This is a genomic window from Corynebacterium sp. MSK158 (assembly GCF_030229085.1).
In the GTDB taxonomy this organism is placed as follows: Bacteria; Actinomycetota; Actinomycetes; order Mycobacteriales; family Mycobacteriaceae; genus Corynebacterium.
Genome location: NZ_JASPHJ010000009.1, coordinates 75,503 through 90,439, shown reverse-complemented (window position 1 = coordinate 90,439; position 14,937 = coordinate 75,503). Strand labels below are relative to the sequence as shown.

Annotated in this window: 15 protein-coding genes and 1 tRNA gene; 11 read left to right on the top strand and 5 right to left on the bottom strand. The window is 58.2% G+C overall.

The genetic code is table 11. The features are described 5' to 3' along the window. Positions 1–15 precede the first annotated feature (15 nt). Together QP915_RS08435 and QP915_RS08430 are read right to left on the bottom strand one after the other, a co-directional pair. Positions 16–732 (bottom strand): TVP38/TMEM64 family protein, encoded by a 717-nt coding sequence (locus QP915_RS08435; RefSeq protein ID WP_284769022.1) that lies wholly within the window; start codon positions 730–732, stop codon positions 16–18. 78 nt (positions 733–810) lie between these two features. After that, positions 811–896 (bottom strand) — tRNA-Leu (locus QP915_RS08430). Between the two features lie 226 nt (positions 897–1,122). Between QP915_RS08430 and QP915_RS08425 the strand changes: the two genes are divergently transcribed. After that, positions 1,123–1,662 carry a YbhB/YbcL family Raf kinase inhibitor-like protein gene (locus QP915_RS08425; protein ID WP_005324806.1) on the top strand — a complete coding sequence of 180 codons (540 nt, stop codon included), beginning with the start codon at positions 1,123–1,125 and terminating at the stop codon, positions 1,660–1,662. Beyond that, the gene (locus tag QP915_RS08420) at positions 1,662–2,054 is read left to right on the top strand and encodes a hypothetical protein (RefSeq protein ID WP_284769021.1); all 393 of its coding nucleotides are present in this window, start codon (positions 1,662–1,664) and stop codon (positions 2,052–2,054) included. Before QP915_RS08425 ends, QP915_RS08420 begins: the two co-directional genes overlap by 1 nt. Positions 2,055–2,144: 90 nt before the next feature. Here the strand turns inward: QP915_RS08420 and QP915_RS08415 are convergent, their stop codons facing one another. Both QP915_RS08415 and QP915_RS08410 read right to left on the bottom strand, forming a co-directional pair. Next, positions 2,145–3,260: a quinone-dependent dihydroorotate dehydrogenase gene (locus QP915_RS08415; RefSeq protein ID WP_284769020.1), complete on the bottom strand. Its 1,116-nt coding sequence runs from the start codon at positions 3,258–3,260 to the stop codon at positions 2,145–2,147. A 4-nt stretch (positions 3,261–3,264) separates the two neighbouring features. Beyond that, positions 3,265–4,311 (bottom strand): YncE family protein, encoded by a 1,047-nt coding sequence (locus QP915_RS08410; protein WP_284769019.1) that lies wholly within the window; start codon positions 4,309–4,311, stop codon positions 3,265–3,267. A 66-nt stretch (positions 4,312–4,377) separates the two neighbouring features. Between QP915_RS08410 and QP915_RS08405 the strand changes: the two genes are divergently transcribed. From QP915_RS08405 to QP915_RS08365, 9 genes are all read left to right on the top strand, one after another. Further along, positions 4,378–5,232, top strand: a complete 855-nt coding sequence (locus QP915_RS08405) for an undecaprenyl-diphosphate phosphatase (protein WP_284769018.1) — start codon at positions 4,378–4,380, stop codon at positions 5,230–5,232. 25 nt (positions 5,233–5,257) lie between these two features. Beyond that, positions 5,258–6,496 carry a cysteine--1-D-myo-inosityl 2-amino-2-deoxy-alpha-D-glucopyranoside ligase gene (gene mshC, locus QP915_RS08400; RefSeq protein ID WP_284769017.1) on the top strand — a complete coding sequence of 413 codons (1,239 nt, stop codon included), beginning with the start codon at positions 5,258–5,260 and terminating at the stop codon, positions 6,494–6,496. Between the two features lie 24 nt (positions 6,497–6,520). Next, entirely contained in the window at positions 6,521–6,904 is a 384-nt protein-coding gene (locus QP915_RS08395) for a hypothetical protein (RefSeq protein WP_005324796.1), read from the top strand. A 127-nt stretch (positions 6,905–7,031) separates the two neighbouring features. Beyond that, positions 7,032–7,754: an HAD family hydrolase gene (locus tag QP915_RS08390; RefSeq protein ID WP_284769016.1), complete on the top strand. Its 723-nt coding sequence runs from the start codon at positions 7,032–7,034 to the stop codon at positions 7,752–7,754. A gap of 52 nt (positions 7,755–7,806) precedes the next feature. Further along, on the top strand, positions 7,807–8,070 hold the full coding sequence (locus QP915_RS08385; RefSeq protein WP_204609052.1) for a phosphoribosyl-ATP diphosphatase: 264 nt from the start codon (positions 7,807–7,809) through the stop codon (positions 8,068–8,070). Positions 8,071–8,099: 29 nt separating this feature from the next. Continuing rightward, positions 8,100–8,945 carry an ATP phosphoribosyltransferase gene (gene hisG, locus QP915_RS08380; RefSeq protein ID WP_284769015.1) on the top strand — a complete coding sequence of 282 codons (846 nt, stop codon included), beginning with the start codon at positions 8,100–8,102 and terminating at the stop codon, positions 8,943–8,945. A 110-nt stretch (positions 8,946–9,055) separates the two neighbouring features. Next, the gene (gene aspA, locus QP915_RS08375) at positions 9,056–10,615 is read left to right on the top strand and encodes an aspartate ammonia-lyase (protein WP_239274247.1); all 1,560 of its coding nucleotides are present in this window, start codon (positions 9,056–9,058) and stop codon (positions 10,613–10,615) included. A gap of 353 nt (positions 10,616–10,968) precedes the next feature. Then, positions 10,969–12,276, top strand: a complete 1,308-nt coding sequence (locus QP915_RS08370; RefSeq protein WP_239278806.1) for an anaerobic C4-dicarboxylate transporter — start codon at positions 10,969–10,971, stop codon at positions 12,274–12,276. 139 nt (positions 12,277–12,415) lie between these two features. Next, positions 12,416–14,083: a formate--tetrahydrofolate ligase gene (locus QP915_RS08365; RefSeq protein ID WP_284769014.1), complete on the top strand. Its 1,668-nt coding sequence runs from the start codon at positions 12,416–12,418 to the stop codon at positions 14,081–14,083. Positions 14,084–14,095: 12 nt separating this feature from the next. Here QP915_RS08365 and QP915_RS08360 read toward each other — a convergent pair whose 3' ends face one another. Next, positions 14,096–14,926 carry a RecB family exonuclease gene (locus tag QP915_RS08360; RefSeq protein ID WP_284769013.1) on the bottom strand — a complete coding sequence of 277 codons (831 nt, stop codon included), beginning with the start codon at positions 14,924–14,926 and terminating at the stop codon, positions 14,096–14,098. Positions 14,927–14,937: the final 11 nt, after the last annotated feature.

Below are 14,937 nucleotides of genomic sequence, written 5' to 3'. Positions count from 1 at the left end.
CCGCTCTCACTTGACTTATGGGCGAGTGGGTAGGCGCGAATCCATATAGAGCCCGCCCAAGCCAATGGCAGCAAAAGCCACCATGGCGATAATGATGCCGGGCGAAGTTCGGCCGGTGAGGGCATCGCCGAAAAAGACGCCCAAGGCAGTGGTCGGGATGGAGCCGAGGAGAGTGGCCACGGTGAAGTGGCTAAGCTTCACGGGTGTTAGTGCGGCAACATAATTCAGGAGGCTGAAGGGGACGCCGGCCACCATCCGCAGCGAAGCGATGGCCAGCCAGCCGCGCCGCTCTAAGTGGGCATTGATTTTAAACACTGCTGGGTGGGTTAGGTGCGGCCGGATCCAGTCTCCGAGGAGCGTGCGGACGATGAGGAGCGAGAGGGCCGCTGACACCGTCAAGGCGCACAAGGAGAGGGCGAGGCCCTTCCATGGGCCAAAAAGTATTCCTGCGGCTACCGTCCACAACGTCCGAGGAAATGGAAGCTGCGTAAATATGACATAACCTAGGATAAAAAGGAGAGGAAACCACGCACCATAGCGGGTGGAGGCGACGCGAAGCTGGGACACGTTCGGCAGATCAAAGAAGTAAAAGAGTATCGCGCCGGTGGCGATGGCGGCGAGGACGGTTATCCAACGACGCATCGACCACTGGAGAATTGACCGCCAGGCGGACTGGGCGAGCGACATGAGGAACTGGCCGAAGCTGCGCGCCCAACTCAAAAATGTGGTCATGGGGGAGATCGTAGTCCTTGTGGGAGTACTGAATAGAAAAATCCGGCGGCTACCTTAGTGGTAACCGCCGGTCCGTTGTGCCCGAGGGGGGACTTGAACCCCCACGTCCGTTAATAGGACACTAGCACCTCAAGCTAGCGCGTCTGCCATTCCGCCACCCGGGCAGGGTGTTTGTCAGCCTCTCGGCTGGGCACTCCGATACTCTATCCTGCTCGAGGCTTGCTTTACAAATCGCCAGCGTATGGTGGGAAAAGATCCAGTTGCAGGGGCGTGGAAATACATGGTTGTAAGTCTGGGTAGGGGCTTTCCACGTGTGCCGCAGAATTTATGCACGCCGCGGCGGTTACACCACATCGACATCGCCTTGTGAGGTGGGGTACAAATGGGTCTATGACTTCTTACGCAGATGATTCCCGGTTTCCTGGTCCAGATCCTTACGCACCGCTGCGCGATGTCCCTTCCTTCGTTCTCTCGTCCACTGATGTGGTGGAAGGAGACGAGCTGCAGGAAAAGCTCCGCGCCCCAGAGAGCGTATCGCCTCAGCTTGCCTGGTCTGGACTGCCGGAAGGCACCAAGTCCCTGGCCGTGACCTGTTTCGACCCCGATGCGCCAACGGCTTCTGGTTTCTGGCACTGGGCGGCGTTCAATATCCCCGTCGAGGTAAGCGAGCTGCCTACCAATGCCGGTGCCGCCGAGGACTTGGGTATTGACGGCGTCATCAGCTTGCGCAACGACTCGGGCGAGCGCACCTACTTCGGTGCGAACCCGCCTGCCGGACACGCCCCGCATCGCTACCTTTACGCCGTCCATGCAGTCGACGTAGAGAAGCTCGATATCGACCCAGATGCTTCGCCGACCGTGCTTGGGTTCAACCTGCATTTCCATGCTCTTGGTCGCGCCATTTTGTGGGGCTGGTACGAGGCGAAGTAATGGCTAGTGGCTCTACTTCATCGCAGCCTAGCCCGCCGACGGCGCTGCGGGTGGGCGGCGCCTTCATGGTGGTCGCATTCGTGTTGGTCCTCTTTGCGTTAATCTCCGTCTTCACGGATGGATGGGGTGCCGATTTCGAATGGACGTATTCCAAAGCGGCGATTATTGTCGCCGCGATCATCGTCGGGGCCTTTAGCACCATGAGCAAAAGTCAGGCGGGAAGCCGCGCGCAGGTTGCAGCATTGGTCATCGCTATTGTGATCATTGCAGCAAGCCGCTTTGTGCCCGGCGATATCCTATTCACGCAACCACAGTTTTGGGTCGTGTTCTACGCCGGCTTCGCGGTGTTGTGCGCACTGATTCTCAAGCGCAGCGCCATGTCGCAGACCTAGTCAGCACCGCAAAGATTAAGGGTCCGCCTACTTCCTCTGCGTGCAGCAGGAGAAGTAGGCAGACCTTGTGTTGAGCAACCTTGGCCTGGACTAATCCAAGGGCTTCCAAGGAAGACCAGAGCCAACCGCCTGGGAAATATTGCTCAAACCGTGGGCACGGATTTGAGCGGCAATGCCGCGGTGGATATCGCGGATCCAGTCCGGACCACCGTAGATGAGACCGGTGTAGCCCTGCAGCAGGGAAGCACCGGAAGTGATGCGCTCCCATGCTTGCTCCGGCGTGGAGATGCCACCCACGGAGATGAGGGTGAGCTGGTCGCCGACTCGCTCATTGAGGCGGCGCAGTACCTCTAGGGAGCGCTCGGCTACCGGAGGGCCGGATACGCCACCGGCACCCATCTCCTTTACCTCGGCGGCTGGAGTCTTGAGCCCCTCGCGGGAAATGGTGGTATTCGTCGCTACGATTCCGTCGAGGCCGAGCTCGAGGGCTAGGTCTGCCACGGCGTCAACGTCAGCATCAGAAAGATCCGGGGCAATTTTCACCAGCACCGGAACCGCGGTGCATTCTTGCACGGCAGAGAGAATGGGGCGCAGCGATTCCACTGCTTGCAGGTCGCGCAGGCCCGGGGTATTCGGCGAAGAAACGTTGACCACCAGGAAATCTGCCAAGTCGCCCAATACCGACGCGGAGCGGCGGTAATCTTCTACAGCATGCTCGGCAGGGGTGACTTTGGTTTTGCCAATATTGATGCCAATGACATCGCTGTAGCGACGCTTGCGCAGGTTTTCTGCGGCGGCCGCTGCACCTTTATTGTTAAAGCCCATCCGATTCAAGATGGCCTTATCGGCCTTTAGACGGAAGAGCCGCGGAGCAGGATTGCCAGGCTGTGCTTGGGCGGTGACGGTGCCCAACTCTGCAAAACCGAAACCAATGGGAGTCCACGTATCAGCAGCTGCGGCGTTCTTATCAAACCCGGCGGCAAGTCCCAACGGGCGGGGGAATTCTACTCCGAAGACCTCTTGGCGCAGCACTGGATCATTGACCGGCAGGATCTTTGCCAGGGCTCGGTTAGCTGGCCCGGCCGCCTGCAGCCCGCTGAGCGCAGTGTTAATAATCTCGTGGATGCGCTCTGGGCTCAGCTTAAACATGCCCCGCAGAGCAAGCTGGTAGGCCTGCGCGCGCAGTTGGTCAATAGTGCTGGTCATGGTGTTAAGACTCCTTCTTCAGGTGCGGGGTGTCCACGAACTGTAGCCCGTGGCCGGTGGCGGAGGCGGCGACAAAGGTGCCGTCGCCAAGCACGGCAATATTCTGCGCATCCGGCACGGTCGAGAGATCTCCGCGCAGCTCTGGTACGCCTTTGCCAATTTCATAGGCATGAGCCTTATTGGTATCGGTGGCGCTCACCCACGCCAGATTGCGCTTATTATCCCAGGCTACGCCCCACGGGGTGCCCTCTACGTTGCCGTATTGGTGCAGGCGGACGACGTCATCGGACGTGTAGATAGCCAAGCGGCCGCCCTCGGTATCGGAGGCGAGGACCACACCGTTATCGCCCACCGCGATGCTGCCGACTCCCTGGCCAACGCGCAGTCGGCCGCCCGCGCGATCATTCGTCCAGTCCACGTTTTGGATGGTGGAATCCTCTCGGTGGATGCGCACCACTCCGTCATCGCCGGAGGAATTGGGCACGGCCAATAGCTGGTCCGAGCCGGCTTCCACCTCGATATCACCGTCGCGCTTACCGTCTTTATAGACGCCTACCGTGGTGGAATCGGCCGAGGTGGCAAAGATCTCGCCGCTGGAAAGCTGGGTGGCGGCGGTAACGGGGGAGTCCTCTTCCATATCGACCTCTTGGGGAGAGTCCGGGGATGCAGGATCGATGAGGAGAACCTTGTCCGGGCAGGCGAGCACGAAGCCCGATTCCGAAGAACTGAGGTCGCCACACTCCGCAGAAATGTCTAGCGAGGTAGCCTTCTTCTCTTCAAAATCCTTCTGGCTACCGATGAGAAGCTCGTCCTTGGTGCGCACTGCCAGCGAGTCATCAAAGGCGGCAAGGTCAGTGATGTCTCCCTCAAGGTCAACCACAGTGCCTTCTGGATCCGCCTTAGCCGGGGAGGCCGCTGGGGTGGCATTGCCCTTGACCGCGGTCTCTGGATCGGCGCCCACGCCCACTTCGGGCTGGCAGGCGGCCAACGCGGTGGCGCTAAGCGCCAGCAAACTAGAAAGGATAAGTGCGGAGCCAGATTGAGATTTCACGGCTACTAATCCTAACAGCGCGCGTTGTAAAAACTCGAAGCCCAGCGCGGCTGTAGTGTGAAGCGGGTGATTTCTAATACCGCAACTGACGCTGTTTCTTGGGCGCAGGTCATTGTTTTGTCCATCGTGCAGGGGCTTACCGAGTTTCTTCCGGTAAGTTCCTCCGGTCACCTGCGCATTGTTTCCGAGCTTTTTTGGGGCAACGACGCCGGCGCTTCCTTCACCGCCGTTATCCAGCTGGGCACGGAGTTGGCTGTGCTGGTCTATTTCGCCCCAATGATTTGGCAGATTCTCTCCGGCTGGTTCCGTGGCTGGGCTGATAAGTCCTCTCGCGGCCAGGACTGGCGCATGGGGTGGATGGTCATCGTGGGTTCCATTCCCATCGGAATTGTCGGCCTCGCATTCGAGGATGCGATTCGTGGCGCCCTGCGCAACCTGTGGATTACCGCCGCAATGCTCATTCTCTTCTCCTTGGTCTTCATCGCTGCAGAAAAGATGGGTAAGAAGGAACGCAGCTTTGACCAGTTGACCATGAAAGATGCCATTGTTATGGGCCTGTGCCAATGCTTGGCGCTCATTCCGGGTGTTTCCCGCTCCGGCGGCACCATTTCCGGCGGTCTATTCCTGGGGCTGGACCGCGAAGTGGCAACGCGCTTTAGTTTCTTGCTCGCCATTCCGGCTGTGCTGGCTTCGGGGCTTTTCTCGCTTCCCGACGCCTTTTCTCCCGAATCCGGCCAAGCCGCCTCCGGCCTGCAGCTTCTGGTCGGCACTGGCATCGCTTTTGTACTGGGCTACGCCTCCATTGCGTGGCTACTAAAGTTCGTGGGCAACCACTCCTTCTCCTGGTTCGCCGCCTACCGCATTCCAGTTGGCATCCTCGTAATGATCCTCCTGGCACTGGGAGTCCTGCAGCCGCTCTAAGACACACCGCGTTAGTATGGTGGCTATGCATTCTTGGCCACTACCTTCCTTCCGCCCTGTGCCGGGTGATGCGGCACAGCTGCGCTTGTACGATTCCGCGAACCAAACCATCGCTCCCGTAGAGGTCGCAGGGGATACCGCCACCATGTACGTGTGTGGCATCACGCCCTATGACTCCACCCACTTGGGCCATGCCGCCACGTATCTGACCTTTGACCTTATCTACCGCGCGTTCCTGGATGCCGGGAAGAAGGTTCACTACGTCCAAAACATCACCGACGTGGATGATCCGCTATTCGAACGTGCCGAACGCGACGGTGTGGATTGGCGTGAGCTCGGCACTTCTCAAATTGACCTCTTCCGTTCCGATATGGAGCTGCTTTCCGTTTTCCCGCCGCAGGACTACATCGGTGCCATGGAGGCCGTCGATGAAATCGTGGAAATGGTGCAGAAGCTTCTCGACGCCGGAGCGGCCTACGTCGTAGACGACCCCGAGCACCCAGATATCTACGCCTCCATCGAGGCCACCGAGCGCTTTGGGTATGAGTCCAATTACTCTGCCGAAGAGATGCGCACCTTCTTTGCCGAGCGCGGCGGCGATCCCGACCGCCCAGGGAAGAAGAATCCGCTCGACGCACTTATCTGGCGTGCCCACCGCGAGGGCGAGCCGGCATGGGATTCGCCCTTTGGGCCTGGCCGCCCAGGCTGGCATATTGAATGTTCCGCCATCGCTACCAATCGCTTGGGGTCTTCCTTTGATATCCAGGGTGGCGGTAGCGACCTGAAGTTCCCACACCATGAGTTTTCCGCTGCCCACGCCGAGGCCGCCCTCAACGTCGATCGCATGGCACAGTTCTACGTGCATACCGGCATGATTGGCCTCGACGGGGTCAAGATGTCTAAGTCCTTGGGCAACCTCGTCTTCGTTCACAAGCTCGTCGGAGCGGGTGAGGATCCCTCCGCTATCCGCTTGGGCGTCTTCGCAGGCCATTACCGCGACGAGCGCGACTGGTCCGACGAGGTGCTCGACGGCGCTAAGCGCCGCCTCGCCGCATGGCGGGAGGCTCTTGAGCAGCCAGGAAGCATGGCAGGGGCCGAAGAGGTCGTCGCCAAGCTGCGTGCCGCAATCGCCAACGACCTTGATACCCCGGCCGCGCTCGCTGCCGTGGATGAGTGGGCAGAGGCCGACCGTGGCACGGACGAGGACGGCGCGGCCGATTTGGTTCGCACCGCACTAAATTCGCTCCTCGGCGTGCAGGCTTAGGCAAGATAGGGCAGTATCTACAGCATGAGCATTCGCGCCGATTTCCAGCCCACCGTAGATGAGTTCATTAGTGACCTGAAGTCCTTCGCCACCGGCGATTACCTCAAGGAAGAGGAAAAGGAGTTCTGGGAGGCACCGTTTGACGCCAACGTCCTCCCAGAGCTGCGCGGCCACCTTGAGCAGATGCTCGATGGGCTGGATGCACTTCCGGACGATCCAGACGGACCACAGTTGGTCACCGTCTTGTCCAAGACCGTTCGCAAGTTGGCAGATTTTAATCGCGCTCAGCACGATGCCGTTCTCGAGCCAGAGGAAAAGGAAGAGCTCTCCGAGCTTATCTATAACGCCAGCGCGGCCACCGGAGCAGACGACGAAGCCCTGTCGCAGATTCCGGAACTGGACTTTTAGTTCTGCCCCTTCCGCCTTAGTAAGCGCCAGCTCGCGCTAACTGCGCGGCTGGCTTTTGCCGCCGTGCGCCCACAGCGTGAACGGCGAAACTATTTCCTACCTGATAGAGAAAGCTAGCTTTATTCTCGTGCCGCACTCCACCGCCGCTTCCGGCCTGACTAAGCCCGCCGCCATCTTCTGGGATATGGATGGCACCCTCACTAATTCGGAGCCCCTTTGGGCGGAGGCAACGTTTTACCTTTCAGAACTGCTGGGCAAACGGCTCACTCCCACCCAGCGCCTGGCTACTGTGGGCGCGACCTTTGATACCACCTTGGCAATCTGCGCGGATAATGCGGGGGTGGTGCTGCACCCCGGGGACAGCGAGCGTTACCGCGCCCGAATGTTTGACTATGTCAAGGGCCTTTTTGCTCGCCAGCTGGAAATCTTTCCGGGAATCCCTCCACTGCTTCAGGAACTGAAAGCGGATGGGGTGCCCATGATGGTCACTACCAATACCGAGCGCAATGTCGCTGACGCTGCTATCAATGCGTTGGGGCGGCACTATTTCGTCGATACTATCTGCGGGGATGAGGTTCCTGCCGGCAAACCAGCGCCGGATATGTACCGCGAGGCCGCCCGCCGCATTGGCGCAGATCCCGCAGAGTGCTTAGTTTTTGAAGATTCCGCAACCGGCATGCGCGCCGCAGTTGATGCCGGCTGTGCGGTTATCGGTTTGCCCGAAGATGATCAGGTTCAGGTACCGACCGAGGTCACCGAAATTTCTCGCCTCCGCGATTCGCGGCACCTCGCGGGAGCTAAGGCCACTGACGTCTATGAGTGGTTCGCTAAGATTTCGGCGCGGCAGTAGAAATTCAGAGTTCCACTACATTCTCTATCTACCTGTGGAACAATAGGTAGACGTGAAGAACTTTGAGACTCTTTTCGCCGAACTGGCCGAGAAGGCCGACCAGCGTCCAGCTGGTTCTGGCACCGTTGCCGCGCTGGATAAAGGCGAGCATTTCATTGGTAAAAAGATCATCGAAGAAGCCGGGGAAGTATGGATCGCCGCTGAGTATCAGTCCGACGATGAGCTGGCGGAAGAGATGTCCCAGCTGCTCTATTGGACTCAGGTCATGATGCTCAAGCGCGGACTTACCCCTGAAGACCTTTATAAGTACCTCTAGGCAACACCCCACAGGATGGAAGGATCCGCATGATCAAGATTGCTGTACCGAATAAGGGCTCATTGTCAGAAGCTGCCGTGGAAATCCTTACAGAGGCCGGTTACAAGGGCCGCGGGCATTCCAAGGCGCTCAACGTGGTAGATGCCGATAACGGGGTAGAATTCTTTTTCCTACGGCCGAAAGATATTGCCATCTATGTCGCCCGCGGGGTCTTAGACCTAGGCATTACGGGCCGGGACTTGGCACTTGACTCTAAAGCGAGCTTTGATGAAGTTTTGCCGTTAGGCTTTGGTGGCTCCACGTTCCGGTACGCAGCCCCGCAGGGGGAGGAGTGGGATATCTCTCAACTGGCTGGGCGGCGGATCGCGACGTCGTACCCCAATCTTGTCCGCACAAACCTCGCCGCACATGGGATTGAGGCCGATGTTATTCGATTGGACGGGGCTGTAGAGATCTCCATCCGGCTCGGCGTTGCCGATGTTATTGCTGATGTCGTGTCAACTGGTACTACTTTGCGCCAGCAAGGGTTAGCGCCGTTCGGGGACCCGATCATTGAGTCCGAGGCGGTAGTTATTAAGCGTACAGGGGTAGAAGTTGCGGAGGAAGAGCAGGTAGTGCTCGACCGCATTCAGGGAATTCTGCACGCTCGCACCTATCTGATGATCGACTACAACATCGCTCAATCCAACCTCGACGCAGCTGCTGGTATTACTCCAGGGTTGACCGGTCCTACGGTGTCGCCGTTAGCGCGTGAGAACTGGGTGGCAGTGCGAGCGATGGTTCCGAAGAAGCAAGCTAACCAAGTCATGGACCGACTTTCCCAACTCGGCGCGGAAGCAATTTTGGCTTCTGATTTACGTATCGCCCGCTTTTAGGGGGAGTAATTTTTCTGGGTCGGCCCAAATAGATTCAGTCGTGGCTAACATTAGCGCTTGAGGTTACTCATTCGAATATAAGTCTCGACAGGCAAAGGAGCCGAGCCATCATGGCAAAGTCCTCTAAGAAAGAAGAAAAGGACACCAAGTCTGCAGCAAAGGACGTGAAGAAGAAGGAAGCTGACACTTCCACTCACGCTGCACAGCAGAAGGTGGCCGAACAAAAGGCACCTAAGAACTCCAGCAAGAAGACTCGCACCGAGACCGACCTTCTTGGCTCCTTGGAAGTTCCCGCTGACGCTTACTACGGTGTGCACACCGTACGCGCCATGGAGAACTTCCAGATCTCTTACGTGACCATCAACACCATCCCGCACTTCATCCGCGGCATGGTCCAGGTCAAGAAGGCGGCCGCCATGGCAAACCGCCGCCTGCACGTTCTGCCAAAGAAGAAGGCTGAAGCCATCATCTGGGCCTGTGACCAGATCCTGGAAGAGGGCCGCTGCATGGATCAGTTCCCGCTGGACGTCTTCCAGGGTGGCGCTGGTACCTCGCTGAACATGAACACCAACGAGGTTGTTGCCAACCTCGCGCTGGAGTACCTCGGTGAGGAGAAGGGCTCCTATGACATCATCAACCCGAATGATGATGTGAACATGTCCCAGTCCACCAACGATGCTTACCCGACCGGCTTCCGCTTGGGTCTGCATGCAGCAGTGGATCACCTCATTGAGCGCATGGATGGTCTGCGTGCCGCATTCCAGGTCAAGGGCAATGAGTTCCAGGACATCCTGAAGATGGGTCGTACTCAGCTTCAGGATGCGGTTCCGATGACCTTGGGTGATGAGTTCAAGGGCTTTGCCAATAACCTGAACGAGGAGCAGGCATTGCTGCGCGATGCACAGCGTCGCCTGCTCGAGATCAACTTGGGCGCAACCGCAATCGGCACCGGCGTGAACACCCCGGCCGGCTACCGCCACCAGGTCACCGCAGCTCTGTCTGAGGTCACCGGCTTGGAGATGAAGACCGCCCGCGATCTCATTGAGGCAACCTCTGACTGTGGCGCTTACGTGCTGCTGCACGCCACCATCAAGCGCGCAGCAATGAAGCTTGCCAAGATCTGTAATGACCTGCGCCTGCTGTCTTCCGGTCCACGCGCTGGCCTGGCTGAGATCAACCTGCCTGCGCGTCAGGCCGGCTCCTCCATCATGCCGGGTAAGGTCAACCCGGTTATCCCGGAGGTTGTGAACCAGACCTGCTTCAAGATCTTCGGCAATGACCATGTCGTCACCATGGCCGCTGAGGCTGGCCAGCTGCAGCTCAACGTCATGGAGCCGGTCATCGGCGAGGCACTATTCCAGTCCATTCGCATCATGGGTAACGCCGTCGACGCCCTGCACGAAAAGTGCGTCACCGGCATTACCGCTAATGCAGACGTGTGCCGTGCCTACGTGGAAAATTCCATTGGTATCGTCACCTACCTGAACCCGTTCATCGGCCACCACAACGGTGACCTGATTGCCAAGGAGTCCCTGGAGACCGGCAAGGGCGTCAAGGAACTCGTCTTGGAGAAGGGCTTGCTCGATGAGGCTACCTTGAACAAGGTTCTGTCCGTTGAAAACCTCATGCACCCAGAGTTCCGCGGTCAGCTCTTCATCGACGAGGACTAAAGACTCGGCTTTTGAGAAGCAGTAGGGCATAGCGCCCCGCATAGTAGACCCCACGGTCTCTGCCATTTTCTCTTGATGTACAAGGAATACTGGCGAAGGCTGTAGGGGTCTTTTGCGTGCATGGAATCGGCGGTAGGTAGTTTCCTTTTACGGCCCTGTGCTGGGCGAATGCGGAGAAGGATACCGACCGTCTTATAGCGAGACGCTTAATACATGTGGGAATCAACACAAACGGACAATTCGAGTGAATAAATCGACGTGATAGGTGCACAATAGAAGATGTTGAGGACGGCATGCACTCTGTATGGAGACGCGTGCCCTTAGTTTGCATACAGAGCGTATGGAGTATGTCCATGGTTATTGTTCATATAGTCATCGTTCTCGCCGCCATCTTCTTGGGCGCGAGGATTGGTTCAATTGGTATCGGTATGGCCGGCGGCCTCGGTGTGTTGGCCCTTGGTCTCACCGGTGTCCCCATTACTAGGGAAGACATCCCGTTCGACGTCATCGGTATCATCATGACCGTCATTGCCGCCATCGCCGCGATGCAGAGGGCTGGTGGCATGGACTACTTGGTGCACATTGCAGAAAAGTTTCTGCGCAAAAACCCGAAGCGGATTACGTTCTACGCGCCCATCGTTACTTGGTTGATGACGGTGCTGGCCGGTACCGGCCACACTGCATTCTCCACGCTACCGGTCATTGTTGAGGTAGCTAAAGAAGGCAAGGTTCGCCCTTCACGCCCGCTTTCCATTGCGGTAGTTGCCTCTCAGATGGCAATTTGTGCCTCGCCTATTTCTGCCGCAGTGGTTCTCCTAGCCAGCCTGTTGGAGCCAGCTGGAGTGGGCTATTTGCAGGTGCTAGCAGTCGTCATTCCGGCAACGTTCCTGTCTATTTTCCCAGCTGCGTGGATTGCTAATAAGTTTGGCAAGGAACTAGATGATGACCCGGTGTACCAGGAGCGCAAGGCGCAAGGCTTGGTTAAGCAACCACTGGGGGCTGAGAACTTCCAGCCGCCGAAGGGTGCCAAGGCTTCTGTTCTGGTGTTCCTGGTAGCCATCGTCATCGTGATGGCATGGGCCACGCTGACCTCGGAGCAGGTCGGGCTAATCGCAGAACCAACCTTGCCACGTAATGAGGCAATTATGACGGTTATGCTTACCGCGGCCACCATCATCGTCATGATGACGAAGTTCCCGGCAGGGGATGTTCTCAATACGCCGGTATTTAAGTCCGGTATGTCCGCATGTATTTGTGTGCTAGGCGTTGCTTGGTTGGGTACCAGCCTTATCAACCACTACATGGACGATATTCAGTCTATGGCTGGTAGCGTTATTGAGTCTTCGCCGTGGCTGCTCGCGGTGGTCTTGTTCTTCGCCGCAGCGCTGCTGTACTCGCAGGCCGCTACGACCAAGGCCCTCATGCCAGCAGCCCTGGCTCTGGGCGTAAGCCCCCTTACCGCAGTCGCTGCTTTCCCAGCCGTCTCGGCTCTATTTATCCTGCCGACCTACCCAACGCTGCTGGCAGCGGTGGAGATGGACGATACCGGCTCGACTCGAATCGGCAAGGCTGTATTCAACCACCCATTCCTTATCCCAGGCACGGTCAGCATCGCGGTTTCTGTCCTCTTAGGCTACGCATTCGGCCTCGTCATCCTTTAAGAGGTAGACGACAAGTCCACCCGGAAGGCGCCCCTGGAGGGCGCCTTTTTGGATCGCAGCGTGGACAGGAGGATTGATTCAATTCACTTTCTTTCAAAAATGCGGGTTATTTAACTCGCGAGCTCGGTAGGCTAAGGACATGACTACTCAGCCATCCGATGTTGAAATTGCCCAAGCCCACCACCTGCAGCCAATCGCGGAGATTGCGGCCAAGGCGGGCATTCCTGCCGACGCCGTGATTCCCTATGGCACCACCAAAGCCAAAGTCGATATCACCAAGGTGGACTATTCCAAGGAAAACCAAGGCAAGCTGGTGCTTGTCACCGGCGTATCGCCCACACCTGCCGGCGAGGGCAAGTCCACCGTGCTCATTGGCCTTACCGACGCCCTGGATCAGTTGGGTAAGAAGGCCATCGTTGCCCTGCGTGAGCCCTCCCAAGGACCAGTGATGGGTATTAAGGGCGGCGCGGCTGGCGGCGGCTATGCACAGATCGTCCCCATGGAGGACATCAATCTTCACTTCACCGGCGATTTTCATGCCATTACCTCTGCAACCAACACCCTGGCCGCCATCATTGATAACCACATCCATCAAGGCAACGCCTTGGGCATCGACCCGCGGCGCGTGACGTGGCAGCGGTGCATGGACGTCAACGACCGTGCCCTGCGCAATGTGGTGACCGGCCTGGGCGGGCCGGCTCACGGTGTGCCTGCAGAAACCGGTTTCACTATTACCGCGGCCTCCGAGATCATGGCCATCTTGTGCTTGTCCACGAACCTCGAGGACCTAAAGAAGCGCCTCGGCGATATCACTATTGGGTTCACCTATGATCAGCGCCCTGTTACTGCGCGTGATTTGAAAGCGGAAGGTGCACTCACAGCGCTCATGCGCGATGCCCTCAACCCCAACCTGGTACAAACCCTTGGCGGCGTGCCGGCCTTGGTGCACGGTGGGCCATTCGCCAATATTGCGCACGGCTGCAACTCCCTGCTGGCAACCCACACCGCACTGCAATTCGGCGATATCGTCTTAAGCGAGGCTGGGTTCGGTTCCGACCTAGGCGGAGAAAAGTTCGTCGACATCAAGGCGCGCTTTGGCGGCCTAGATGTTGCTGGCGCCGTGGTCGTTGCCACCATCCGCTCGCAGAAATACAACGGCGGTGTGGCCAAGGATAAGCTCACCGAGGAAAACCTGGATGCCCTCAAGGCGGGCATAGTCAACCTAGAGCGACACGTAGAAAACCTGCGCAAGTTCGGGATCAAACCGGTAGTCGCGCTCAACCTCTTCTGGTCCGATACCGAAGCAGAACGCGAGTTCATGCGGCAGTGGGCCGAAGACTTCGGAGTGGCCTTGGAGGAAGCCAACGTGTGGTCCGAGGGCGGCGCGGGTGCTACCAAGCTGGCAGAGACCTTGCTGGAGAACCTGCAGGGAGGCGCCAAGCAGCTCTACGATCCGCAGGAGGGAATCGAGGCCTCCATCGAGACCATCGCTCGCGAGATCTATCGCGCAGACCGTGTGGAATACGGGGCAAAGGCGCTCAAGGATCTCAAGTACATTCAGGACAATGGCTGGGATAAGCTGCCGGTGGTCATCTCTAAGACGCAGTACTCCTTCAGCGATGATGCCTCTGCTCTGGGGGCGCCGGAAGGCCATACGTTGCATGTGCGCGAATTGCTGCCGCGCACCGGCTCGGGATTTATCGTTGTGCTCACAGGCAACGTCATGACGATGCCGGGACTGCCGAAGAAGCCGGCGGCCAATAATATCGACGTCGATAAGCAGGGCACCATTTCGGGCCTTTTCTAGGCAGGTGGGGCGCTAGTCCTTCGTATCTGCCGCGGAACCCGGCCAGCCCGGGTACTGCGGCGGGGTGCCGCCAAACTCCGGGCAGAGATCCTGGTGGGCGCACCATCCGCAGAGCTTGGATGGCTTCGGACGGAAGTCCCCGGCGCGCCCGTCGGCCTCAATCTTTGCCCACAGCTCGCCGAGATCGCGCTCGAAGTATTCGAGCTCTTCTCGGTTAGGCGTAAGAAACATCGAGTCCAACACCTTGAGGTACATCAGGCGCAATTGGTGGGGAATGGTGCCTAGAATGCGCCAGTAGACCAGCGCATAAAAGCGCATCTGGAATTGTGCATCCTGGGAATAGCGGGGAAGTGGCTTCTTGCCGGTTTTATAGTCCACGACTCGGACCTCGCCAGTTGGGGCGCGGTCCACGCGGTCGATGAAGCCGCGGACGGGGACCCCATTGGGCAGGACCGTGTTGACGTACATCTCTGTTTCTTGGCAATCAAAGCCTTGGGGATTTTCCATCTGGAAATAGCCTTTGAGCAGTTCTCTGGCAGCGACGAAGAAGTCGTAGGTGTCTTCTTCTGGCACGAGCTCTAAAAGTTCCTCGTCTTTGGCGGTCATCTCTGCCCAGGAGGGCTTAATCATCTTCACTGCGGCAGGATAGGTGCGCTCTTCGCGCGGTAGCTTGTGCATCTCTTCCAAAACGGCGTGCACAAGGGTTCCTTTGACCTGCGCGATGGTCTTGGGCTCGGGCAACTTGTCAATCGCGCGGAAGCGATAGAGCAGCGGGCACTGCTTATAGTCAGAGGCGCGCGAGGGCGATAGGGCCAGTGGGCGGGGTGTAGATGAAGTAGCCATGGTGTATCTAG

What these genes read in the sequence shown, in the direction of transcription:
- QP915_RS08435 (WP_284769022.1), bottom strand. Translation starts at nt 732, where the DNA reads ATGACCACATTTTTGAGTTGGGCGCGCAGCTTCGGCCAGTTCCTCATG.
- QP915_RS08425 (WP_005324806.1), top strand. Translation starts at nt 1,123, where the DNA reads ATGACTTCTTACGCAGATGATTCCCGGTTTCCTGGTCCAGATCCTTAC.
- QP915_RS08420 (WP_284769021.1), top strand. Translation starts at nt 1,662, where the DNA reads ATGGCTAGTGGCTCTACTTCATCGCAGCCTAGCCCGCCGACGGCGCTG.
- QP915_RS08415 (WP_284769020.1), bottom strand. Translation starts at nt 3,260, where the DNA reads ATGACCAGCACTATTGACCAACTGCGCGCGCAGGCCTACCAGCTTGCT.
- mshC (WP_284769017.1), top strand. Translation starts at nt 5,258, where the DNA reads ATGCATTCTTGGCCACTACCTTCCTTCCGCCCTGTGCCGGGTGATGCG.
- QP915_RS08395 (WP_005324796.1), top strand. Translation starts at nt 6,521, where the DNA reads ATGAGCATTCGCGCCGATTTCCAGCCCACCGTAGATGAGTTCATTAGT.
- hisG (WP_284769015.1), top strand. Translation starts at nt 8,100, where the DNA reads ATGATCAAGATTGCTGTACCGAATAAGGGCTCATTGTCAGAAGCTGCC.
- aspA (WP_239274247.1), top strand. Translation starts at nt 9,056, where the DNA reads ATGGCAAAGTCCTCTAAGAAAGAAGAAAAGGACACCAAGTCTGCAGCA.
- QP915_RS08370 (WP_239278806.1), top strand. Translation starts at nt 10,969, where the DNA reads ATGGTTATTGTTCATATAGTCATCGTTCTCGCCGCCATCTTCTTGGGC.
- QP915_RS08365 (WP_284769014.1), top strand. Translation starts at nt 12,416, where the DNA reads ATGACTACTCAGCCATCCGATGTTGAAATTGCCCAAGCCCACCACCTG.
- QP915_RS08360 (WP_284769013.1), bottom strand. Translation starts at nt 14,926, where the DNA reads ATGGCTACTTCATCTACACCCCGCCCACTGGCCCTATCGCCCTCGCGC.